At 34.7% G+C, this 22,701-nt stretch carries 21 protein-coding genes; 4 read left to right on the plus strand and 17 right to left on the minus strand.

All coding sequences use genetic code 11. From position 1 onward, the window contains the following. The first annotated feature begins 37 nt into the window (after positions 1–37). Both K6T82_RS18065 and K6T82_RS18070 read left to right on the plus strand, forming a co-directional pair. Entirely contained in the window at positions 38–901 is an 864-nt protein-coding gene (locus K6T82_RS18065) for a rhomboid family protein (protein WP_223708700.1), read from the plus strand. 16 nt (positions 902–917) lie between these two features. Next, positions 918–1,964: an endonuclease/exonuclease/phosphatase family protein gene (locus tag K6T82_RS18070; protein WP_223708703.1), complete on the plus strand. Its 1,047-nt coding sequence runs from the start codon at positions 918–920 to the stop codon at positions 1,962–1,964. Positions 1,965–2,033: 69 nt separating this feature from the next. Here K6T82_RS18070 and K6T82_RS18075 read toward each other — a convergent pair whose 3' ends face one another. From K6T82_RS18075 to K6T82_RS18105, 7 genes are all read right to left on the minus strand, one after another. Further along, a complete protein-coding gene (locus tag K6T82_RS18075) occupies positions 2,034–2,648 on the minus strand; it encodes a WbqC family protein (RefSeq protein WP_223708705.1) in 615 nt (204 codons plus the stop codon). A gap of 119 nt (positions 2,649–2,767) precedes the next feature. Then, positions 2,768–4,318, minus strand: a complete 1,551-nt coding sequence (lepB, locus tag K6T82_RS18080; RefSeq protein WP_223708707.1) for a signal peptidase I — start codon at positions 4,316–4,318, stop codon at positions 2,768–2,770. A gap of 58 nt (positions 4,319–4,376) precedes the next feature. After that, complete coding sequence (gene dapB, locus K6T82_RS18085; RefSeq protein WP_223708715.1) at positions 4,377–5,078, minus strand: 4-hydroxy-tetrahydrodipicolinate reductase; 702 nt, start codon at positions 5,076–5,078, stop codon at positions 4,377–4,379. A gap of 41 nt (positions 5,079–5,119) precedes the next feature. After that, positions 5,120–5,680 carry a DUF5683 domain-containing protein gene (locus K6T82_RS18090; protein WP_223708718.1) on the minus strand — a complete coding sequence of 187 codons (561 nt, stop codon included), beginning with the start codon at positions 5,678–5,680 and terminating at the stop codon, positions 5,120–5,122. Then, on the minus strand, positions 5,680–6,582 hold the full coding sequence (locus K6T82_RS18095; protein ID WP_223708719.1) for a ParB/RepB/Spo0J family partition protein: 903 nt from the start codon (positions 6,580–6,582) through the stop codon (positions 5,680–5,682). The genes K6T82_RS18090 and K6T82_RS18095 overlap by 1 nt, the downstream gene beginning before the upstream one ends. 5 nt (positions 6,583–6,587) lie before the next feature. Beyond that, positions 6,588–7,355 carry a ParA family protein gene (locus tag K6T82_RS18100; RefSeq protein WP_223708721.1) on the minus strand — a complete coding sequence of 256 codons (768 nt, stop codon included), beginning with the start codon at positions 7,353–7,355 and terminating at the stop codon, positions 6,588–6,590. Between the two features lie 217 nt (positions 7,356–7,572). After that, positions 7,573–7,977, minus strand: coding sequence for a septal ring lytic transglycosylase RlpA family protein (locus tag K6T82_RS18105; protein ID WP_223708724.1), 405 nt, complete (start codon positions 7,975–7,977; stop codon positions 7,573–7,575). A gap of 217 nt (positions 7,978–8,194) precedes the next feature. On the opposite strand from K6T82_RS18105, the gene K6T82_RS18110 reads away from it, so the two are divergent. Beyond that, the gene (locus K6T82_RS18110; RefSeq protein WP_223708726.1) at positions 8,195–10,363 is read left to right on the plus strand and encodes a glycoside hydrolase family 55 protein; all 2,169 of its coding nucleotides are present in this window, start codon (positions 8,195–8,197) and stop codon (positions 10,361–10,363) included. Positions 10,364–11,170: 807 nt separating this feature from the next. On the opposite strand, the gene K6T82_RS18115 is transcribed toward K6T82_RS18110, so the two are convergent. The 9 genes from K6T82_RS18115 to K6T82_RS18155 form a co-directional block, all read right to left on the minus strand. Beyond that, complete coding sequence (locus tag K6T82_RS18115; RefSeq protein WP_223708736.1) at positions 11,171–12,682, minus strand: hypothetical protein; 1,512 nt, start codon at positions 12,680–12,682, stop codon at positions 11,171–11,173. 15 nt (positions 12,683–12,697) lie between these two features. Beyond that, the gene (locus tag K6T82_RS18120) at positions 12,698–13,174 is read right to left on the minus strand and encodes a hypothetical protein (protein WP_223708738.1); all 477 of its coding nucleotides are present in this window, start codon (positions 13,172–13,174) and stop codon (positions 12,698–12,700) included. A 740-nt stretch (positions 13,175–13,914) separates the two neighbouring features. Next, positions 13,915–14,343 carry a hypothetical protein gene (locus K6T82_RS18125; RefSeq protein ID WP_223708740.1) on the minus strand — a complete coding sequence of 143 codons (429 nt, stop codon included), beginning with the start codon at positions 14,341–14,343 and terminating at the stop codon, positions 13,915–13,917. A gap of 26 nt (positions 14,344–14,369) precedes the next feature. Then, positions 14,370–14,771, minus strand: a complete 402-nt coding sequence (locus K6T82_RS18130; RefSeq protein WP_223708742.1) for a hypothetical protein — start codon at positions 14,769–14,771, stop codon at positions 14,370–14,372. Positions 14,772–14,817: 46 nt separating this feature from the next. After that, on the minus strand, positions 14,818–15,237 hold the full coding sequence (locus K6T82_RS18135; RefSeq protein ID WP_223708744.1) for a hypothetical protein: 420 nt from the start codon (positions 15,235–15,237) through the stop codon (positions 14,818–14,820). 52 nt (positions 15,238–15,289) lie between these two features. After that, entirely contained in the window at positions 15,290–15,778 is a 489-nt protein-coding gene (locus K6T82_RS18140; protein ID WP_223708752.1) for a hypothetical protein, read from the minus strand. Positions 15,779–15,782: 4 nt separating this feature from the next. Next, positions 15,783–16,775: an RHS repeat-associated core domain-containing protein gene (locus K6T82_RS18145; RefSeq protein ID WP_223708761.1), complete on the minus strand. Its 993-nt coding sequence runs from the start codon at positions 16,773–16,775 to the stop codon at positions 15,783–15,785. Positions 16,776–16,780: 5 nt separating this feature from the next. Further along, the gene (locus K6T82_RS18150) at positions 16,781–17,824 is read right to left on the minus strand and encodes a hypothetical protein (protein WP_223708764.1); all 1,044 of its coding nucleotides are present in this window, start codon (positions 17,822–17,824) and stop codon (positions 16,781–16,783) included. Next, positions 17,824–19,224, minus strand: a complete 1,401-nt coding sequence (locus tag K6T82_RS18155; RefSeq protein WP_223708767.1) for a hypothetical protein — start codon at positions 19,222–19,224, stop codon at positions 17,824–17,826. The genes K6T82_RS18150 and K6T82_RS18155 overlap by 1 nt, the downstream gene beginning before the upstream one ends. A gap of 62 nt (positions 19,225–19,286) precedes the next feature. Between K6T82_RS18155 and K6T82_RS18160 the strand changes: the two genes are divergently transcribed. Beyond that, the gene (locus tag K6T82_RS18160) at positions 19,287–19,514 is read left to right on the plus strand and encodes a helix-turn-helix domain-containing protein (RefSeq protein ID WP_223708769.1); all 228 of its coding nucleotides are present in this window, start codon (positions 19,287–19,289) and stop codon (positions 19,512–19,514) included. A 131-nt stretch (positions 19,515–19,645) separates the two neighbouring features. On the opposite strand, the gene K6T82_RS18165 is transcribed toward K6T82_RS18160, so the two are convergent. Further along, positions 19,646–22,699 (minus strand): DNA polymerase III subunit alpha, encoded by a 3,054-nt coding sequence (locus K6T82_RS18165; RefSeq protein WP_223708771.1) that lies wholly within the window; start codon positions 22,697–22,699, stop codon positions 19,646–19,648. Positions 22,700–22,701: the final 2 nt, after the last annotated feature.

The raw sequence follows: 22,701 nt of genomic DNA on the forward strand, positions 1-22,701 counted from the left end.
ACTTTAATAATTAATTTAAAATACAAAAGAAGACTTTATGAATATTCTTGATGATTTGAAGCTGCAGTACAAAATGGGCGGTATAGCAATGCGTGTTATTTATTGGAATGTTGCTTGTTTTATTGTTTCCTTAATTTTTTTCTGGCCGAATTTTGTTGGGGCATTTGATTACCCAAATTGGCTGGCTCTATCTGCAAATCCTCAAGTTTTTTTATTCAAGCCGTGGACTTTCTTGACTTATGCTTTTTTTCATTTCGATTTTTGGCATTTGCTATTTAACATGATGGTTTTAAATTTTGCAAGCAATTTATTTTTAACCTTTTTTACTCAGAAACAATATTTGGGACTCTATGTTTTAAGTGCTATTTTCTCTGGAGTTGTTTTTGCTTTGAGTTTTTATATTTTAGGAAATACATCTTTAATAGTTGGTGCTTCGGCAGCTATTATGGCAATTTTGGTAGCCGCTACGACTTATTCGCCGTTAATGAATGTTCGTTTGTTTCTTTTTGGAAATGTAAAATTATGGCATATTACTGGTGTAATTTTGATTTTAGATTTGGTTCAATTACGTTCAGGTAATATGGGAGGACACATCTCGCACTTGGCTGGCGCCTTTTTTGGGTTTGCTTATATAAAATTGCTTCAAAACGGAACAGATTTAAGTGTTATTGTTTCTAGAACATTAGATTTCTTTGCTAATCTCTTTAGAAAATCTCCTACGACCCCATTTACAAAAGTGCATAAGAATTACAAAAAACCTACAGAAAAAACAACATCTAAGATTGTAACGAAAGACAAAACACAGCAACAGATTGATGAGATTTTGGATAAAATCAGCCAATCAGGATATGATTGTCTGACAAAAGAAGAAAAAGAGTTTTTATTTAAGGCTGGAAAATAAATTTGTAGGAGAAAATATGAAAAACCTTTCCTGGTTTAATAAAATAATGTTCTTTCTGAATATAGTGCTGACTGTTCTTACATTTAGTATTTATATTCTGCCGTTTTTAGCACCTAAGAGTTTTCCGCTCTTATCGGTGCTTACGTTGTTTATGCCAGCTTTTTTTGTGGCAAACGGTCTTTTCTTTGTCTATTGGGCAATTCAGTTCAAGAAACGTCTTATTTTATCTGGATTGGTTTTGCTTATCGGAATTACTTTTATCAACAAGTTTTATAAATTTTCAGCAAAACAATATGTAGAGGACGAGAAAGATTTCTCTGTAATGAGTTATAATGTTCGTCTTTTTAATGTTTTTAAATGGTTGGATCGTGATGATATCCCAGAGAATATAAAAGGATTTATAGACGAAAAAGATCCAGATATTCTTTGTATTCAAGAATACTCAAATTCAGCACATCTCGATTTAAAAGTTTATCCACATCGTTATATTTTTATTGATGGAAAAAAGGTCAAAACCGGACAAGCTATTTTTTCAAAATTTCCCATTATTGATCAAGGAAAGATTATTTTTCCTAAATCGGACAACAATGTAGTGTATGCTGATATTAAGCGCGGAAAAGATGTTATTCGTGTTTATAATATGCACTTGCAATCCATTAAAATTTCTCCAGATGTTAGTGAAATTTCAGATGATATTGATAATGTGAATCAGAAGAAATCACAGCGTATCTATTCGCGAATTAGTAAAGGTTTTACACAACAGCAAGAGCAAGCGGAAATATTCAAAGAGCATATAAAAAAATGCAAAACTCCGATGATTATTTGTGGAGATATGAATAATAGCCCTTTTTCTTATGTATATAGAAACATAAAAGGAAAACTTAAAGATGCATTTGAAGAAGCTGGTGGAGGTTTTGGAGCTACTTACAAATTCAAATATTATCCTGCTAGAATTGATTATATTTTTACTGACAGTAAAATGAAAGTAAAACAATTCGAAAGTTTTCCTGATTTCGAAAATTCAGATCATTACCCGATTATGACCAGACTTTCAATGGAATAGAATTTTTAAGAAATTCCAAAGTTTTAAAATTCCAAAACCTAAATTCTAAATTTTTAAAAAGAGAATTTTTTATACGATTTTCTGTGTTTTTAGGTAATCAATAGCAAATTTTCCTTCGTTAAAAAGCAAGTCTAGAACACTTAAATTGTTGATGAAGCCATGCTTGTCATCAAAAACCTGCGTGTATTTTTCGAAAGAATTAGCGTCTTTTTTTCCATTTGCCAAATATCTAAAATCAACAAAATCTGATGTTTCATGAAAGTATTCGGTAGTTTTTCCGAATTCTAATTTCATTCTAAGGCATTTTGTTACAGTATCAAAAACTTCAAAGTTTAAATCCATTAAAAAATGGTGTTTTTTTTCGAAAATAGGCACGATGTCGTCTTCAAAGTACTCGAAGAACGGTGAACTTCTATATGCCGCTTCAAGCGACTTAAAATGCTGTTTCTGCCAATCAAATTCATTCTCGATCAAAATGTCTTTTGTTTTTTGATGAGCTTCTTTGGAGTGTTTTACAGGGATATTTAATAATTGAATTCCGTTTGGACTATAAATATAAGTTCTGTTTCTATTAGTCTGTTTCTGAAAATTATCCTCCATTTCAAAAGTGATACTGTCAGATTGCGCAATTACTGCAAAATGACTAATCGATGGAAAGTAAGTTGGAAGTATTAAGGAATTCATTTCTATGTTTTGTTTAAAAGTTTCAGGTTTCAAGTTTCAAGTTTTTTAAACCTGAAACTTGAAACCTGACTCAAGAGCTTGCTCGAACAGGCGAAGCAAACAAAAATAACTTATTTTTATTATGCTTTATTCTCTCTTCGTTTTTTCCAAATAAAATCTCCTACGAAATAAATGGCAAGAAGAATTAGGAAGTATTTGAAGTATGATTGTGGCTGGCCTTCACCGTCAACAGTTGTAAATACTCTGCTCCAACGAATTTTATTGATTCCTTTTCCGTTTGTATCCCAACTCATCCAGATGAAAACAGGTTTTCCAACAATGTGATTCTCTGGAACATAACCCCAATAACGGCTATCTTCAGAGTTGTGACGATTGTCTCCCATCATCCAGTAATAATTTTGTTTGAAGGTGTAAGTTGTAGTTGGTTTTCCGTTGATTAAAAATTTAGAACCTTGTAACTCCAACGTGTTTCCTTCGTAATTGGTGATGATTTCTTTGTAGAAAGGCAATGATTCATTTGTTAATGTAACCGTTTTTCCAGCTTCTGGAATGTAAATAGGTCCCATATTATCTTGGCTCCATTTGTTGATATGAGGGAAGATTGCATTGTCATTTCCTTTGTCAATGATTCTTTCAACACTCGTAATTCCAGGTGTGTTTTTAAATCTTTCTGCTCCAGCTTCGGTTAATGCTCTAAAATAGATAGTGTCTTGTGCTTTATTTGACATAAAACCATCAGTAATATCTAGCTCTTTGAAAATTCTTTCAAAGTCAACAGGTGTTTTGAGATCGTATCCTATTTTATAAGAATATTGAGGTTTAGCTCTTTCTGGTAACACTAATTTTTTTCCATTGATAAAAACAAAACCATCCTTTATAGATAAACTGTCTCCAGGAATACCAACACACCTTTTTACATAATTTGATTTTTTATCAATTGGCTTGATAACACCAGGTCTTCCTTTTGGTTCAAAGAAATAATGTACGGTATCTACTGGCCAGTTGAAAACGACGATATCACATCGTTTTATTTTTTCAATTGCGGGTAACCTTAAGTAAGGTAATTGTGGCCAGCTTAAGTATGATTTTTTCTTTGTTAAAGGAATTGAGTCATGAACCATTGGTAAAGCAACGGTAGTCATCGGAACTCTTGGGCCATAGTTTATTTTGCTTACAAATAGGAAATCACCAATTAATAAAGATTTCTCTAGTGATGATGTCGGAATCGTATAAGGTTGTACAACATAGGTGTGAACTAAAGTGGCTACAATAATTGCAAAAAGCAATGAGCTCACGGTGTCGGCTGTTTTATTTTCAGGAGTTAGACTACGATCTTTACGGTACTCTAATTTTTGCGTGTAGTTTACGTAATAGATGTAAAAGCCCAAAGTAAAAAGACCTAAAAAGGTATCTAAAGTCGATCTTTTGTTAAATGTTCTTAAAGTTTCTACCCAAATAACAGGAAACATAATCAAGTTGATGATCGGGATAAAAAGTAACAAGGTCCACCAAGTCGGACGTCCGATCATTTTCATCAAAACGATAGAATTGTATACCGGAATTGCTGCTTCCCAACTTTTTCTTCCTGCTGCCTGATATAATTTCCATGTTCCAAGAAAATGGATAATCTGAACAGCTAAGAAAAATACGAACCAAGAGTAAAGTGTCATAATATTGTATTTTAAGTTTCAAATTCAAGAATCTTAATAATTCTGAATTTTAGTCAATTTATTGTAAGTTTAATACATCTTTCATTGAGAAGATTCCTTGTTTTCCTGCTAGCCATTCAGCGGCGATAACAGCACCAAGAGCAAAACCTTCACGATTGTGAGCGGTGTGTTTGATTTCTATACTATCAATTGCAGAATCGTAGTTTACTGTGTGAGTACCAGGAACTTCTCCAATTCTTTTTGCTTCAATACGTATTTCGTTTGTTTTCGCATCTTCTAAAGTCCAATTAGCATAGTTGCTGTTTTCAATTACGCCTTGAGCCAAGGAAATCGCTGTTCCACTTGGAGCATCCAATTTGTGAATGTGGTGGATTTCTTCCATTGAAACTTTATAAGAATCAAATTGACTCATGATTTTAGCTAAATATTCATTTAAGCCGAAGAAAATATTAACTCCTAAACTGAAATTTGAACTAGAGATAAAACCTCCTTTTTTCTCATTGCAAAGTGCAATCATTTCGTCATAATGCTCAAGCCATCCTGTTGTTCCTGAAACTACAGGTACATTGTTGTTGAAACAAGCAGAAATGTTGCTTACAGCAGCTGAAGGTACGCTGAAGTCAATGGCAACATCTGCTGTTGAAAGTCCGTCATAAGTGTTAAACTCATCTTTTCTTAAAACTATTTCATGACCTCTTTCTAAAGCAATTCTTTCGATTACTTTACCCATTTTTCCGTATCCTAAAAGCGCAATTTTCATTATGATTATTTTTTTTGATTTTTTAAATAGAATTTAATCTATTAAAACTTGTAATTAAAAGTTAGTCCGACGTTTGGTTTTAATGTTACATCGGCAGGATAAATTTCTGGACGCATTGATAGTCTTTCGTTCACATTAAACTGAATTAAAGCGGCGTCAACATTGGCGTCGATAATATTTAAGACATAAAAACCAACGACAAATAAAGCAGATAAGTCTCTGTTTCTTTGGTAAAATTTCTGTCCGGCAATAAGTCTGCTGTCGTCCAAAAATTGATAGTTATCATCATTATAGCCTTCTAATCTACGTTTGTAGGCATCTCGATAATCGTGGTATTTTTTATTGTTGTCTATATAAAAATATAAACTGGTTCCGATTGCTCCGTAAACCAGTGGAATTTTCCAGTATTTTTTATTGTATGCTTGGCCTAAACCGGGTAAAATGGCAGAATAAAAAGCTGCTTTTGCTGGTGTAAGCGGGTCTATTTCTTGATATACAGTAGTGTCTTTTACGACCAAAACCGTGTCTTCTTTTACCTGGGCAAAAAGAGAAACGGTTCCTGTTAGAAAGAACAATAGACCGATGGGGACAATTTTATTCACTATCCGTTTATTAATTTTATAATTCTGTTAAAGTCGGCTTCAGAATTAAATGGAATTGTGATTTTTCCTTTTCCGTTACCAGCGACTTTTATATCAACTTTCGAACCAAAATAATCGTTGAAAGTGTTTTTTTGAGTTTCTCTAACCACAAATGAAGATTCTGCTTTTGGTTTTCCTTCCGCTTTTGGTTGTTGCCCTTCGTGGTAATTTTTAACCAAAGCTTCCGTTTCACGAACAGATAAATTCTGACTAACAATTTTTTGATAAATATCAGTCTGAACGTCTAAATCTTCAATATTAATAATTGCTCTACCATGTCCCATGCTAATAAAGCCATCACGAATACCAGTTTGAATAATCGGATCTAGTTTTAAAAGACGTAAATAATTGGCAATTGTAGAACGTTTTTTTCCAACTCTTTCACTCATTTGCTCTTGAGTTAATTGAATTTCGTCAATTAAACGTTGGTATGATAACGCAATCTCGATTGGGTCTAAATCATGACGTTGAATGTTTTCAACCAAAGCCATAACCAGAGATTCGTTGTCGTTTGCAATACGAATATAAGCAGGAACATGTGTAAGTCCTACTAATTTTGAAGCACGAAGACGACGTTCTCCTGAGATTAATTGGTATTTATTGAAATCTAATTTACGAACAGTAATAGGTTGAATTACACCAAGTTCTTTAATAGAAGTGGCTAATTCGCGTAACGATTCTTCATTAAAATTGCTTCTAGGCTGAAACGGATTTATTTCAATCGCACTTATTTCAAGCTCAATGATGTTTCCAACAACTTTGTCAGCATTTTTATCGTCTACTGATTTAATGTCGTTTTCCGGATCTTTTAATAATGCTGATAATCCTCTTCCTAAGGCTTGTTTTTTAATTGCTTTTGTCATAAAAACTATTTGCTGTTTTTCTTTATAATTTCTTGAGCTAAATGAATATAGTTTACCGCACCTTTGCTGGTTGCATCATAATTAATGATACTTTCACCAAAACTTGGCGCTTCACTTAATTTTACATTTCGCTGAATTACAGTATCAAAAACCATGTCGTTAAAGTGTTTTTGAACCTCTTCTACAACTTGATTTGATAAACGTAATCTTGAATCGTACATCGTTAATAATAAACCTTCGATGTCAAGATCTGGGTTGTGTATTTTTTGAATACTCTTAATAGTGTTCAATAATTTTCCTAATCCTTCAAGTGCAAAATACTCGCATTGAATAGGGATAACTACAGAATCTGCTGCTGTTAAAGCATTCAAGGTTAACAAGCCTAGAGAAGGTGCACAGTCGATAATGATAAAATCATATTCTTCTTTTGCAGCTTCCAATGCTTTTTTAAGCATATACTCGCGGTTTTCTTTGTCAACCAATTCAATTTCGATAGCAACAAGGTCAATGTGAGCAGGTATCACGTCGACATTTGGAGCTGTACATTTTAAAACGGCTTCTGTTGGTGTTGCAGTATGCTCAAGAATTTGGTAAGTTCCAAGTTCAACTGTTTCTACATCAATTCCAAGGCCAGATGTAGCATTGGCTTGAGGATCAGCATCGATTAACAATACTTTTTTTTCTAAAACACCTAATGAGGCAGCAAGATTTACTGATGTAGTAGTCTTTCCAACGCCTCCTTTTTGATTAGCAATAGCAATGATTTTGCCCATTTATTTTCTGAATTTTGAACCGTAAAAATACAATTATTTATGGTTTTTGAAAATCTATTTTGTTAACATTTGTGAAAGTTTGTTTATTCGTTGTATGATGGGTGTTCGGCAGAAAATAATTTCGGTTATGAATAAAATCGGTAATAGTATTCTAGTAAATTTTGCTGGTATTTCGGCAATAAAAAGGCAGATGAGGGATATTGCTTGAAGAAATTGATCATTTTAGAATTTCAATGGTGACATAAACTAGTCCGCTTTTTTTATTATTGGCAATGTTCATAAATGCTCTTTTGCTGAGATCAATTTCTCTTCCTTTAATAAAAGGACCTCTATCTGTAATTTCTACAATTACAAAATTCTTGTTTATTTCATTTGTTACTTTTAATATGGTTCCAAAAGGAAATTTTTTATGTGCTGCGGTTAATTCATCGTTGTTGAATTTTCTTCCACTAGCTGTTTTCCTTCCATTAAATTTATCATGATAATAAGAAGCGTGAGCATTTTTCTTGTAAAATATGCTTTTTCTAGTTGATAAACATGAATCAATAGGGGTGTCGTTTTTTTGCTGTGCGATTGTGATTGTAGAAAAAATTATGGCTATAAATAATGCTATCTTTTTCATTTTTATTTCATTTTTATTGGGCCGGCAAAAGAACAATATTGTGTGAAAATGAATGCCTCCAAGAAGGTTTATAAGTGTTATTAAAAGACAAAGTTGGGCATTTGTATAGTTTTTGATAAGAAATAAGTGAAGATACTGGTTGAAGATTATTGCTATTTTGGGCTTTTAAAAAAGTACCATTATTACAAACTATCAAACCACAAAAACGAACATTTTTATGATTAAAAAAGTATCCTCAATTTTTCTACTATTGGTGTCAGTACTTTTTTTCTTCAGCTTTGTTTCTCCAGATTCATCTGTGGAAATAAAACAAGAAAATAAGATCGAGCGAAAAATTATTTATAATAAGAAAAAACACAGCATAACGCTTTCATGGTCAGCTTTTGGTTCTTCAGGAAATTATATAGTTACTAGGGGAGGAAGTCGTCTTGCATCAGACTTTGTATTGATTGGATCAACTTCTAAAATGACATTTACCGATAATCGGCCTAATACAGACAAATATGAAAACTATTATAAAGTTACCCGAAACGATTTTACTATAATTATTTCTTTAGAAAATCAGATTTTTGGAGAACATATGTATTTCTACGATAGAAAATATGAACAAGTAGAAACGGCCAAAAATGATATTAATTCCCAATTTAGCAGTATTGGTTTAGGAGGCGCAAATGGTGAATGGACAACAAAACGTCAGGCCTATTATTTCAAACCAAATGTGAATGGTCAGACTTATGATGTCGGTGGTTCAGGTTCGGCATCTTCGGCGGAGGCTAATTCAATCGAATTAGGGTTTTACTCTCATATCGGAGGTTTGGGGAAATTGCCATCAGATGTTAAATTGGGAGCGATATTTACACGGCCTCATCTTTCAGGTGGTGCAAATGCCACTTGTACTTTTTGGCGTTCTGTAGAAAATGTTGCCATAATGCGAGATTTTTCCTGGACGGTTTCTCAATCTACAAGCGCAAGGAGGTTGTTGATTGAAAGCACTTCAAAATACATTTCAGATATTGGAGATACAAATTTCTGGGGAAGCGGAGGTTTTATTGCCGATTCGCATTACACAACCGATCGACCAAATTGGAAAGGACAGCAACAATGGTATACTAGAAATGCTGTATTTCCTACGGGTTCTGGTGCTATGGGTGGATCGTACAATATGGTTTGGCAGGGTTGCGTAAATCCTCCACAAGCAGATGAAAAAAATTCTCCAGTTTCTAACACTCCTATTATAAGAGAAAAACCTTTCTTGTTTATTGATGCTGACGGAGAATATAAAGTTTTTGTTCCAGCTTGGCAAAAGGAGAGAGTGGGGGTTTCTTGGTCTGCAACAGATATGGGAAAAGGAAAAGTTCAAGATTTGATTACTAGTTGGTATGTTGCCAAAGAAGGCGATACTGATGTAGAAATTAATGCTGCCCTGAAAGCGGGTAAAAATATATTTTTCACTCCAGGACATTATCAATTAAATGCGCCTATCCAAGTAAACAGAAAAGACGCTATTCTTTTGGGTGCAGGAATTGCTTCGGTAACTTTAGAACCAACTGAAAAAAATACTTGGGGCTGTATTTATGCTGATGATAAAGACGGAATTATTATGGCTGGACTTTTAATGGACTCATTAAATAGTACAACTTATCAGGTTAGAATTGGTAATGAAGGTGCAAATTCAGATCATGCAGCTGATCCTATTTTGCTTAGCGATATAACATGCAGAGTTGGCGGTGTTCAGTCGAAGAATGTTCAAATTCAAGTTTCGATGCAAATAAATAGTAGTAATGTCGTTGGCGATCATTTCTGGTTATGGCGTGCCGATCACGGTTCGCAAAAAGGTGGCGATTTGCGATGGACGAGAGACAGATGCAAAAATGGACTCATTGTTGCCGGTAAAGATGTTACACTTTATGGATTGTTTGTTGAGCATTATCAAGAATATGAAGTTTTATGGCTTGGAGAGCGTGGTAGAGTTTTCTTTTTTCAAAATGAACCTCCGTACGATGCGCCAAATCAAGCAAGTTGGAGCAGTCAAGGAGGCAGGGTTGACGGGTACGCGGCTTTTAAAGTGGCCAATTCTGTAAAAGAGCATCATACAATAGGAATGGGATCTTACGCTGTTTTTACAGGAACAGATGGAAATGTAAACAAGAAAAATGGTTTTGAAATCCCGAATAGGCCGAATGTGAAATTGGAAAAAATGTGTATTACTCGTTTTGCAGGGCCGGGAAATATTCAAAATGTTATTAATAGCACGGGTGGAAGCACTGCGACTGGTGCAAAGCGAGTTGCGTTATATAATAACGGAGAAGGTGTTCAGCCTTTTGATGAAGAGTTTACTTTACCAAATAGTGAATCTTATCCTTCTTATGTAAGTATGGAGAAATAATAAGAACGATTTTTTTTCGCCACGAATTCACGAATTTTATTTTTCAAATCTTTGCGATTATTTATTCGAATTAATTCGGATAATACTAAATAAAGTATTTAGCAAGAAAATTTGTGAATTTGTGGCTAATGCTATTTATTTCGTGTCTACTTCGTTTAGGAAATAGTTAGCAAAGACGTAAAGTTTTGTTTTTTTAAACAAAAAAAATCTTTTCAAAACTGAAAAGACTTTTGTCGGGGTGGCAGTCCCGAAAGTCTTCGGGAGAACCTGCTGTTTTCCCGATCGCAATCGGGACGTGATAGCCGTTTAGTTTTACAATTAAGTTTAAAGCAAAAAAAAAGTCTTTTCAATTTTGAAAAGACTTTTGTCGGGGTGGCAGGACGAGCTGCCTATTCCTTAATCCGTTGATTTTACTGGTGTTCTCAAGTACTCTTCCAAAAAGGGTAGCCGAATAGGTCTCATTTAAAATGACTTACTTTGTAGCCCTTCGTTTCCTCAGATCAGTTTAATTTCATTCAGTCAATGTACATAATAGATGTAAATGTATTAAAAATGGCATTAAGGCGCAAGTGAAATGCAAGATTTTTAATCTTTTTTATTTGTATTTTCCTGTTAAATTAAAAGCGATTTGATACTGATGTAATTTTGTCATTTTTATGCAGTAGGCACAAGTGCAATATGATAAACAGCTTTTGGACCTTTTAAAGATGGTATGGAGAAAAAAGTAAATATGTCTGACAAACATACGGATTTAAAAAAAATAGAAAAGAACCGTCTCGCTTTTTGAGACAGTTCTTCAGGTTGAAATTATATTTCTTCAAGTTCGAATGTCATGTCCTTCATGAAATTCTTCAACGCTTTGAAATCGGCATCAGAAATATTCCCGGCAACTTTGACTTTGGCTGATCCATTATCGAGGTAGAAATCATATTTACTGGTAAGCAGCGGATTCTTTTTGTCGGACTGTACTATTTTACTGAGCCAAAACAGGAATTCTGGATAATTATCATCCTCAAAATAGGCCACAGGTTTGGGTAGAGTGGCTGCCGATGCAACATACAAATAGTATTTTGATCCTCTGCTGTCTTTTATGCAGACTCTGTACACCCTTTTTGCATATTGGTTAAGATTCAGTTTTATATTATTGATGGTGTCACTGAATGAGTAAAAGGTAACTAGGTCGTCATATTCAAGTGAGTTTGTTTTACGGCGGTCATTTCCTGCCACACGCAGCATTCCTTCGCTAGAGCCTGAAAGAACGATTTCATTTCCGGAAGCGAGTTTTTTAATGTAGGTTATGTTTTTTTGCGTTATTGCGATGTCGTTTACTTTTGAAGGGTTGCCCTGTGAATCCCACATACCGCCAAAAACGGTGACAGCTGCATCGGCCACCCTGTTTGCTCCGGTATTGTCAATTGCCAGGGTTGCAGTTATAACGGTATTATCGACAATATCATTCAGGGGAAATCCTCTCTGGCTGATAGTAAGGTTTTTGTCGTTAAATGAAAATCCCGTTTTCAGTCTCTTGAAAGCCAGCTTCATGGACTCATTTATTTCCTCTTCATTATTATAGTTTAATTTCGCTGTTGCTTTAGCACCATTCTCGACTGATCTCTCTTTTTTTGTTCCAGAGATATTCTGATTTTTTGAGGAACTGGCCAGCTTATCCCCATCATAGCTGTTAGTGGTATCTTCTTTCGTGTTTGTATCATCTGACGTAGTTTTGGCAGTTGTACTCATAACATTAAATTCTGGCGATACTTCCGCATCAAATTTTACATTTTGCTTGCGGCTCAAAGTTCCCATATCTACGGCCTCCAGCTCATTTGCCAGCCTGTCGATTGAATATATGTGTACAGGATCTGCATTTTTTATTGATAAAGTTGTATTCAATATCTCCATCCGTGTATTAGGGTGCACATAGAGACTGTCCAAATAGTATTTTTTATAGTTGGAAAAATAAAGTCTGATAGTGATTTTTGAGAAATCGGTTTGAGAGTTCTTTGGGGCAGCAGGAGGCGCAGCCATCATCTGCATGCGCAGAAGGTCTAAAATTCCCTGCCCCGTTTTGGTGTTCTTTGCGTAAGATTCAATCAGCTTGCTCTGAACATCTTTATCAAGATCAAAAAATGTCTTTGCGGTTATACGGACTTCCGCTTCAGCCGTTTTTTCAGCAGGAACTACGCCTATACTGCTTTTGATAGGGCTAACTTTCGCTTCTTTATAATGATATTTTCCGCAATGTGAATTACTAAGCAAAGGTTTTGCACAATTCGTCAAGAGAAAGCTGGCAGCAACTAAAAGGAATATTTTTCTCATATGATTGTTTTTAGGTTAATTGAGTTTTACTACATAATAGTTAGTCAAAGTAGACCCTCCGTCACATATATCTTTTTTTGCATCAATAAAAGTAGCGTTATAATCCCTTCCCAGAGTTCCAAGGCCTTCATTGCACCTAAGGGGACCATTGTTGAGACGGTAATACCAAGTGCCCGCCGGTAAGTGCATAACTCCGGTATTGCCATTTGGATATATCCAAATAATATCGCCTGAATGCAAACTGAGATTTATAATATAATTGCTTATGCCTAGCTTATCAAATTGGTTTTTTACTGCCTTTTTCACGTAAGCTTCGCTGTAGTTATGATCATTAACAAAAAGAAGATAGGAATCGCCATCGAAGCCAAGCGATGCGTTTACATACTTATCTTTATTTTTCATGGAAAATTTCCCCGAATCTGATAATTCGATATTTGTGTTGCCTGACATCTCTCTGATGATCGAGGATATTTTTTTAATATGATCTGACATAGTTTTTATTTTAGGTTATTTTCAAATTAGCTTAGATAATCAGAGAGCTTTCTTGGAAAAAGCGTCTTTTAATATTGTCCTGTATTGCTGTAGCACAGTGCTGATCAGCGGGAGTGCCATGCCAAAAGCATCTCAATGTAATGATCAATAATAACGTCAATGGTAATTTTGTTTTCATAGTTTATATAATTTATGTGATTAACAGATTAAAATTAATCGAAATATTTCGTTTTAAATTGAGTAAAATTACCTGTTTTTCAATGAGTTAAAATTACCAGGGAAGTTTATCACTGAAAGGGAATAATGATCTTTAGTACTGCTGTACTAAAAACACGTTTTATGGGTCTGCCAGTCTTGATTATAATAGAAAATTAAAATAATCGATTCTGCCATTGTAGGAAAAGCCGTCTTACAAATAGTCTTGGCGGATATGCAAATTAAATCAGCGCACGTCCGGCAGAACAAAATATTTTTATGGAAGCGTGGTTAATTCTTATGTTAAGATAAAAAATGAGTGTATAATAATTTAAAAACAAAATGTAGATTAGCTTAGGTAGAAAATGAAATTTTCTTGAATTTTTAAAATGTATAGTTAGAGAATTGCTGCTATTTTTTTTGCTAACCAATATTAAATGATTGATTCGATTTTTCTCAACTCACAAAAAAAAACCAGTCTGTTAAGACTGGTCAGGGACAAATTGTAGTATTTGGAAATAAACTAACTCTTTCTTTTTAGGTTTCTACTTTGGAAGATAATAAATACCTTTTAAATTAATTGTTTCATACACAAAGTAAGGACTGGTCTGCTTATCGTAGATTATTTTATCATCAATAATAATTTGATCATTAGGAGAGCCGACTATTGCAAAATTGTAAAACCAATTTTCTAAATTAAAATAATAAGATTTACCTACGACAAGTTTATCAAATTGGGATTCTTTATTTAGATTTCTATATTCTTTTCTCTTTAATTTTTTTTGCAAAATTAATATTCGCATACTGCTTTCATTGAGTGCATTAATCGTATAAAAGTGTTTAGAAGAATCAATACGTGTAATTTTAAAATCCCCTTTTATACTTCTTAAAGTAAATTCCAATTCTTCCTTGGTCTGCGCAAAAATGAAAACCGGATACATAATTAAAAAGAGAGGAATCAAAGATTTCTTCATAAATTTATTTTTCAATATTTTTCCAATCAAAAATGATAATAGAGGCCTTTTAGAGATTTGGTTTCAAAAACATAGTATCTACTTTTATCTCGCTCCCAAACAATTTTCCCGTCGATATTAATATTACTGGTTGGTAAGTATCCGATGCTCGTAGTCATACTTATCAAATTCAACTTATAAATTCCGCCAACCTTTATTTTGTAGCTAGAATAATGTTTATTTAATTTTCTCACTTCCTTTTTTTTTAATTTTTTTGCTAGAATCATCACATCAGTATTACTGGTATCAACTGCTCTATATAAAAAATAATATTCAGTAGAATCAATACTCGTAATTTTAAAATCACCGTACATCTGTTCTAATTCTTTACTCTGCGAATAAAAAAAGCTGGTTACTAGCATTGTTGATATTAAAATGAACTTTCTCATTGTTAGCTTAATTTGAGGCAGTGAAAAATGTAAATCCTGAAACTTTTTATCTTTTGTTCAGATACAATTCTTCATTAATATATAATCCATTAATATTATTGGCACGGTATAAAATTAATGGTAGGCTATCTTTGCGGCTCCAAATAACTTTTTCATTTCCTTTTGAAGAAGCTATGATATATTCACTTGTGGTTCCTCTGTAGTTTCTGTCGATTCGTGTGAGTGAAATAAGATATTTTTTTCCGACTCCAATTTTTACATCCTTTTTTGTTTCCAACATTTTACTGTACTCAATTATGATCCCTTCTAGGGTATCTTTCTTTATATAAATGATTGGCTTACCATCATCTAAAAATTCGATTTTGGTTACTTCAGATAGAGGTTCTTGTTGAACATCTTTAACTTTAGTAAGAGAACAGGATGCAAAAAAAATAAAAAAGATCAGAGCTAAGTTTTTCCTTGGCATAATTAGTTATTTACTCTAATAAGAAATTTGCGAAAAAACATTTTTGTTAATTCTATTCACATTTGAGCCAATCACTATTGTTTATTTTATTGCCGGCTTTTATCGTTTTTTCAGAGTATTTTAAATAGACCTGAATTGCATCTAGATATTTTAACAATTCATCATTACTGGTTTTTGAATCATCCAAAAATGAAATCAGTTCTATCAGTGATTCTCCAACATTATTAAAGGTTAATAGCTTAATTTGGTTTTCTTTCTTTAATACAATTAATTTACGCCTGTGAGCATTAAATGTCGATATTAGAAAAACACCATTTGATTCTTTTTCAAAGTCGGTCCCTTTTAACAATTCAGAAGATCTCAATAAAAGATCTTTTTTTGGCACTTGATCTATCGTACCCATTTTAACCATGTACTCCTTAGCTAATTTTGTAGCACAATTATCACTAGTAATTTTAAGAGAGTCTGAAGCTACTTGAGCATTTGCTGAATGTATTCCTATCAAACATAGAAATCCTACAGTGAAAATTAAGTTTTTCATCTTTTTACTTTTTTAACTCATCAATAATTTTATCGGAAATTTTAGTAGCAGGCCCTTCTTCATTGCTAGGGTTTTTGTATCCATTTAGCAAGTCTTGGGGCGTGGCATGTTCTATTTCATGTCCAAAAATAACCCCCATTAGCTGAGTGAAAGTTGTACCCTTCGGCAGCTCTTTGCCGTAAACACCAGCCCCCCCTTTAGCATTGCCATCAATTAACGCACCAGCATTTTTTGAGTATAGAGTAATTTCAAATCCCGCGGGTTTTAAACCGACTACCTTACCTGTTTCGTCTTTCATTTGTGCAACATTTCCATTTTTTGAAAGTACTGGACCTGTTTCACCCGCAATCATTACTCCATTTTCGTCCTTTGGAGTATTTTGTGTATCTATTATGACAGTCGTAGGAATATCCGAGTTTACAAGTTTGTTAAACTGCTCTCGTCCTGTGGCGGTTTCTTGTAAAGCATTTCCCAAATTCCTTTCATTTTTAGTGGCATGTTCTGTATAATCCCCTTTTCCTCCATTTGCTTTAGGATCATAAACTAATTGCCCAGCTTTATTCCTCCAGTCGTCAGCAGCTCTTCCGTCCGGATCAATATTAGATATAGGATTGTTTTTCCCATAATTATATGGCGACCAACTCGAAAATTCTTCACTTAATGGATCCATAGACATCCATCTCCCTGCAGTATCTCCAATTGGCTGTGCATCAATATTTAATGTATCAACACTAATTCTGCCAACAATTTCTTTTTTATCAACATGCCAGCGCATTGTACCAATTGTCACAATACTATCAAGGTCTTGAACCTCTAAGTATTTCCCTTTGCTTAAGGTAGCAACTGGCGCTTTACTGCCATATTTTATAAAAGGATTTCCTGCTTGAATATTTTTTTCTCTCCTTGCTTTTTCTTCTTTAGAAAGTTTTTCTTTTTTTTGAGCAGATAATGTTCCAACTGTGAACAAAATTAAAATTAAAAAGTAGTACTTCTTCATACGAATTAATTTTTGTTAAAGGTATTTAATTTTTTGTTTTCATATTTACTTCTTTCTTCTTTCAAAGAAACTAACCAATTGAAGTACATATCTTCCGGCATATTTCTATATCCAATTTGATGAATATGTTCGTATTCTTTTTGCAAATCTTTAAAGAGTAAATCGCGTTTTGTTTTATCCTCATTTTTTTCTATTTGCTTATACCGAGTTTCAGCTCGTAAGATCAAGGCAGTTGCAAAATTTGGATAGTTTTTAATTGCAGTTTCCGTACACTTTAAAATAAAACTTCCATCATTATCTGGAAATTTAGAATTGTAATTATTTGCTAAATCAACCAGCACTAAGGCAATAGTCTCCTTATTATTTAATGCTTTCATATAAACGCCGTTCGTTATTGCATCGACGTGAACAAACCCTGAGGCCATTATCCAAGCATCTATTGGAAACATTCTGCTTGTCAACTCTGTATTGTACCAGCCATCCTTTATACTTCGATGTTTGATGTAAATATGATTTGGTGCTAATGCTAAATTGGCTTCAATACCAATTTCTTCACAGAGAATTTTATAAAGATATGGCAGTGAATGACAATTACCTTTGTGTGTCTTTATTAGTTTTGAAACAAAAAGATTCTCCGTAGTCTTGTGACCGAAAACGTCATTAAAGTCATAGCCGAATGGCTGGTATGTATAAATCTTACCATCAATACTTAGAGGCAATGTATCACATAAGATTGAAAATATTGAAGCACGTTTGTTGACTATATCTTTATCTCTTTCACTATATTCAAGTTTTTTACTTTTTATGATTGAGTTACTTAATACATGCATTAAGTTAATTTGCGAATTAACAAAAGTAGTATCTAAACTCCCATCTAAATAGGCATTTTCAACAGAAAAGACAGCCTTTTTAAAATTATAATTATGCTCATTTTCAATCATGCTGTTAAGCAAAGCATAACTGTCTTCAAATAAACTTTCTTTATTTTGGGCAATAGCACAAAACTTCGAAAACAATATTAGAAGAATGAGCGAAGCGGTTTTGGTCATCAGGTTTTATTTTTATTTATCTTATTATTTGAGTTTTTTAGAGCTTTGGATAGACGTTTTAATTGCTCTTTTTCTCTTTCACTATCTTGTTTGTTTTTTTCATTTTTAAGTGACCCTAACCATCTTTCATAGGCATCTGCCGGCATATACTGAAAACCTAATTCATCAATTACCTTATATTGTATCTGCATTTGTTTTAGTATTTCTACTGCATGCGGATAGTTAAGTATCTTTTCTCTTCCCTGCTGAGTCGTTGTGTCAATTCCTAGTGTCTTAACAACATATTGTAAACGCTCAGTATTAAGATTGGCTTTAACCATATTAGCATTTATACTGGTCGGATATAATTCAAGAGCTTTATTGATTACGTTTTCAACAAATTCATCATAACCGAATTTATGCACATATCCACTAGCTAGATCAGTATAAAATTGCGAGAGCAATTGCTGTTTGGTTAGGTTTTGCATGTAGATTTTGTTCTGTATTGCTTCTGCTGTAATATACCCGTTGTTTAAAATAAAAGATGGGACGGTAAGCATTCCATTTGTCAGTTCTAAGTTGTACCACTTCCCTTTTTCATCCTGAAACTTTATATAGGAGTGATTTGGGGATATTGCTAAATAAGCTTCAGCATTAATAGCTTCAGCGAGTATCAGATAAAGCAGAGGCATGGAATGGCATTGGCCAGTATTTGTCTTTAATAGTTTTGTTACAAACATTTTAGCCCAATTCTCTCTACCCCAATAATCCTCAAAATCATATTTGATAGGAAAGTGTTTTTCTTTAAATCCTTTAACCTCCATTGGTTGAGTAAAGAATTCGAAAAGCATGAAGTTTTTAGCTGTATTACTATTTTTATCAAGGTTTCTATCCTTCATTTTTGCTAAGATAAAATCCGCAGTCTGCTTAATATTTCTGTCAAACTCTTCTTTACTTAGCTGGTTTTTAAAATATGCATTTTCAATTTGGAAGTTTATATCTTTAATAGAATAATTGTCCACATTAACTGCAAGCATCTTGTCAAATACACTCCTGTAATGCTCAGCTCCTGGGGCAGTGGACCATGAAGGCAGATCATAAAGAGGTGTGCCGCCGAACTGGGCGATATCAGCTTGAATACCCTGCATTGTCTGTTCCCGCAGTTTTTCATTTTGATTGACCTCATCCATAATCCGCTGGTTCTGCTGGTTTTGGTAATTACTGCCTGATGATGGGGGAGTATTGGATGGAGTAAGGAAATTATCCATACCCTGAGGTTTCAGGGTAGGAACGGCAGGCACTATTATGGGCAGGCTTGGTGTCGGTAAAGACTGGCCATTCATATGCGTTGCAAAAGAAAGAACAATAAAGATTACTTTAAAAGAGTTCTGCAAAACAGAAAAATTGTTATTATTTTTCATTTTATATTTAACTTGGACGTACGTCCTACAATATTTTTTTTCATAAATCTGATTTTTGTCCCGTGAGGGACAAAGACAAAGAATATTTACAAAATTTTGGAGCCAACCTTAAGAAAATTCGCGAAGACAAAGGCTTTACTCAAGCCCAGCTTGCTATCGACAGCGATTTGGACATCTCCTATATCAGCCGTATTGAAAACGGCAGGATCAGCCCGTCCCTAATCTATATCACTCATATCGCCGACGCACTTGGCGTGGATATGAAGCAGTTAATCTCTTTTAATAAGTAAGTTTTTTCCACGGCTAACATACAAAATATTTTTACACTATAGTTACGGAAAAACCGTAAAAAGTAAAATTACGTATTTTTACGTAGTACTTTTTTGGCTTTCGTAATAAATTTTAGCACTTAATACTCAACTCATTGCATTTTATGCCGTGGCAGACCTATCTCATGCTCTTGTGGATATGGAGCCCTATGGGTCATACTTACATCTTCTTGAATATTCTGATGAACGTCATACTGCTTCTCACTGCTTTGGGAATAGCGTGGATCCGGGATAAAAGGCATTTTGGCCATTTTGGTTACTGTAATTGTAGGGAAATGATAATCGACCTCAACGGTTCCCAAGAGCAGATAACAGCCTCCGCCCTGAAAAGGATACTCTTTAAGGCTTCCTGTAAAGTGAGCAGTATCGAACAATTCTCCTTCGGCATCAATCCACGTACCGAAGTACATAGCACCCATCTTAGTTGGAACATGTTTTCTGGAAATCAGATAGGCAAGCATTTTCACCGTTTTTTTGTGGTATTTCAATAAGTCTTTTGCCATGACATCGCCTCGGAATCTGGTTTGTAGCAGATCAAACGGGGAACAGGAAACCGGAAAGCTGAGCAGTTCAATCTCATCGAAAGCATCCTCGAATCCTGAACGTTCCAGAACAGGCAGGCTATATTCCTTTACTGGTTCCTGCAGCAGTGTCAGCCCGCGGTTCTCAGGTTTAAAATTAACCAGTATAAGCCTTGCAATGACTAAAAGCTGGTTCTTTGTTTTTCCAGTGAAACGGAATGCTCCGATAAAGATCAGTATCTGAATGCCTTCTATGCCAATTGGAATCCGGTTTATAAAATCTTCAAGCGATTTGTATGCTCCCTGTGACTGACGTTCTATAACTATGTGCTCTGCTGTTTTAGTTTCAAGTCCTTCAAGATGCATGAGTCCGAGGTAAACGTCAATGCCATAAAGAGTAGATTCATATTCGCTTTTGTTTACGCAGGGATTATGTATAATCGCACCAGACATACGTGCCTCATGAACATATACTTCAGTTCTGTAAAAGCCTCCCTGATTATTGATAACAGCAACCATGAACTCAATTGGGTAATGTACTTTAAGATACAAACTTTGATAACTCTCTACCGCATAAGATGCTGAATGGGCCTTGCAGAAAGAATATCCGGCAAATGATTCAATCTGCCGATAGATTTCCTGACTGAGCTCCATAGGATGCCCCTGTTTCCTGCAGCATTCAAAAAAATTATCTTTAACTTTTTGAAGGGCTGCTTTTGACCTGCCTTTGCCACTCATTGCACGGCGCAATATATCACCGTCAGCTGCCGGAAGCCCGCCATAGTGCAGCGCTATCTTTATAACATCTTCCTGATATACCATTATGCCATAAGTCTCCCCGAGCTGCTGCTCAAATACTTCATGGAAATATTCAAATTGGTTTGGATTGTTATGCCTGAAAATATACTCTTTCATCATACCTGACTGCGCAACACCTGGTCGGATAATAGACGATGCGGCTACCAGCGTTTTGTAATTATTGCATTTGAGCCTTCTCAAAAGACCGCGCATTGCAGGGCTTTCAATATAAAAACATCCAATCGTTTTTCCTTGACCTAAATATTTATTCGAATTCATTTCATCCTTGGAAAGTGCAGTGTCCCTTATATCAATGTTGATCCCACGATTCCTGCGTATCAATTTAACACTGTCATCAATATGACCGATCCCTCGCTGGCTGAGAATATCAAATTTTTCGAATCCGATATCTTCGGCAATATGCATATCAAAAAGGGCGATAGGGAATCCTTTCGGTGGCATTTCCAAAACCGTATAATTGGTAATAGGTTCCTCAGAAATCAATATCCCGCATGAATGCATACTTCTCTGATTAGGATATTTTTCGAGCATCATACCATATTCCTGTACTTGTTTCACAACCTTGTTAGTATCGTGAAGCTCCATTGGGTTTTTAGCCAGGGCATCAAGTTCTTCTTTTGGCAGTCCGAATACTTTTCCAACTTCCCTGAATATTGACCGGTATTTAAACTCGACATTTGTTCCGCAGAAGGCGACGTGATCTGCTCCGTAACGGCTGAAAATATAATCCAATATGATGTCGCGTTCTTTCCATGACCAGTCAATATCAAAATCCGGAGGACTTTTACGGTTTACATTTAAGAAACGTTCAAAGTATAAATCCAGTTCAATAGGACATATATCTGTAATACCAAGACAGTATGCAATTATACTGTTGGCACCGCTGCCACGACCAATATGCATGAATCCCATGCTGTTGCTGTATCTTATTATATCCCATGTTATAAGAAAATAACCGCTGAACTCCAATTCTTCAATGACTTTCAATTCTTTTTCCACGCGCTGCTTTGCGGTAATATTATCAGCCCCGTATTTTTTGACCATGCCCTGCTGAGCCAGTTGCCGGAGGAGATTCATATCTTCATTCCGGCTTTTGGTATAATATTTCCTATTGCGAGGTATTCCGAATTCATATTCGAAATTAAAGCGGTCAATAATTATTTGAGTATTTTGGATGATGGCCGGATGTAACTTGTATTTTTCGAGTAATTCTGCAAGTGGCTGCATCGATTCGGAATCTTTGCAATAATCCTCTTTGGTTAATTTTGAGCCTAAAATATTCAGATCGACGGCACGTAATATCTTATGCAGATTATGTTCTTTTTTACTGCTTATTGTGACCGGATAAAGTATTATCATTTTGTTTAACCTGTTCTGCCATTTTTCTTTATATAGCAGAAGGAGCTCATCGGGTTTTATTCCAATATACTCGTTTTCCTGTAGACTGTCTGGGGCATTACAGGCAGGATAAATTATGATAACATTCTTAAAAACAGGAGCACGATCTGGAAGCGGAGAGCTCTCAAAATTATGCTTTGTCAGAAAACGGTTCATCTCTCCTAATCCCTCCCGGTTCATGGCTAATCCAATATAACGAAGCGTGTGATTGCATCGGAATTCAATTCCAACCAATGGTTTTATAGACACATTCTTGCATAATTTAATAAAATCATAAATACCTGTAACTGTATTAATATCAGTGAGCGCCATCACTTGGGTTTTACACTTAGCACCCTGCAGAACCAGTTCTTCTACTGAGATGGTCCCGTAACGGAGACTGTGAAATGAATGGCAGTTAAGATACATGG

This window comes from Flavobacterium potami (genome assembly GCF_020026915.1).
Classification (GTDB): domain Bacteria; phylum Bacteroidota; class Bacteroidia; order Flavobacteriales; family Flavobacteriaceae; genus Flavobacterium; species Flavobacterium potami.

Excerpts from the sequence above, each read along its gene's own strand:
- K6T82_RS18065 (WP_223708700.1), top strand. The coding sequence starts at position 38 with ATGAATATTCTTGATGATTTGAAGCTGCAGTACAAAATGGGCGGTATA.
- K6T82_RS18070 (WP_223708703.1), top strand. The coding sequence starts at position 918 with ATGAAAAACCTTTCCTGGTTTAATAAAATAATGTTCTTTCTGAATATA.
- K6T82_RS18075 (WP_223708705.1), bottom strand. The coding sequence starts at position 2,648 with ATGAATTCCTTAATACTTCCAACTTACTTTCCATCGATTAGTCATTTT.
- lepB (WP_223708707.1), bottom strand. The coding sequence starts at position 4,318 with ATGACACTTTACTCTTGGTTCGTATTTTTCTTAGCTGTTCAGATTATC.
- dapB (WP_223708715.1), bottom strand. The coding sequence starts at position 5,078 with ATGAAAATTGCGCTTTTAGGATACGGAAAAATGGGTAAAGTAATCGAA.
- K6T82_RS18095 (WP_223708719.1), bottom strand. The coding sequence starts at position 6,582 with ATGACAAAAGCAATTAAAAAACAAGCCTTAGGAAGAGGATTATCAGCA.
- K6T82_RS18100 (WP_223708721.1), bottom strand. The coding sequence starts at position 7,355 with ATGGGCAAAATCATTGCTATTGCTAATCAAAAAGGAGGCGTTGGAAAG.
- K6T82_RS18105 (WP_223708724.1), bottom strand. The coding sequence starts at position 7,977 with ATGAAAAAGATAGCATTATTTATAGCCATAATTTTTTCTACAATCACA.
- K6T82_RS18110 (WP_223708726.1), top strand. The coding sequence starts at position 8,195 with ATGATTAAAAAAGTATCCTCAATTTTTCTACTATTGGTGTCAGTACTT.
- K6T82_RS18115 (WP_223708736.1), bottom strand. The coding sequence starts at position 12,682 with ATGAGAAAAATATTCCTTTTAGTTGCTGCCAGCTTTCTCTTGACGAAT.
- K6T82_RS18120 (WP_223708738.1), bottom strand. The coding sequence starts at position 13,174 with ATGTCAGATCATATTAAAAAAATATCCTCGATCATCAGAGAGATGTCA.
- K6T82_RS18125 (WP_223708740.1), bottom strand. The coding sequence starts at position 14,343 with ATGAAGAAATCTTTGATTCCTCTCTTTTTAATTATGTATCCGGTTTTC.
- K6T82_RS18130 (WP_223708742.1), bottom strand. The coding sequence starts at position 14,771 with ATGAGAAAGTTCATTTTAATATCAACAATGCTAGTAACCAGCTTTTTT.
- K6T82_RS18135 (WP_223708744.1), bottom strand. The coding sequence starts at position 15,237 with ATGCCAAGGAAAAACTTAGCTCTGATCTTTTTTATTTTTTTTGCATCC.
- K6T82_RS18140 (WP_223708752.1), bottom strand. The coding sequence starts at position 15,778 with ATGAAAAACTTAATTTTCACTGTAGGATTTCTATGTTTGATAGGAATA.
- K6T82_RS18145 (WP_223708761.1), bottom strand. The coding sequence starts at position 16,775 with ATGAAGAAGTACTACTTTTTAATTTTAATTTTGTTCACAGTTGGAACA.
- K6T82_RS18150 (WP_223708764.1), bottom strand. The coding sequence starts at position 17,824 with ATGACCAAAACCGCTTCGCTCATTCTTCTAATATTGTTTTCGAAGTTT.
- K6T82_RS18155 (WP_223708767.1), bottom strand. The coding sequence starts at position 19,224 with ATGAAAAATAATAACAATTTTTCTGTTTTGCAGAACTCTTTTAAAGTA.
- K6T82_RS18165 (WP_223708771.1), bottom strand. The coding sequence starts at position 22,699 with ATGTATCTTAACTGCCATTCATTTCACAGTCTCCGTTACGGGACCATC.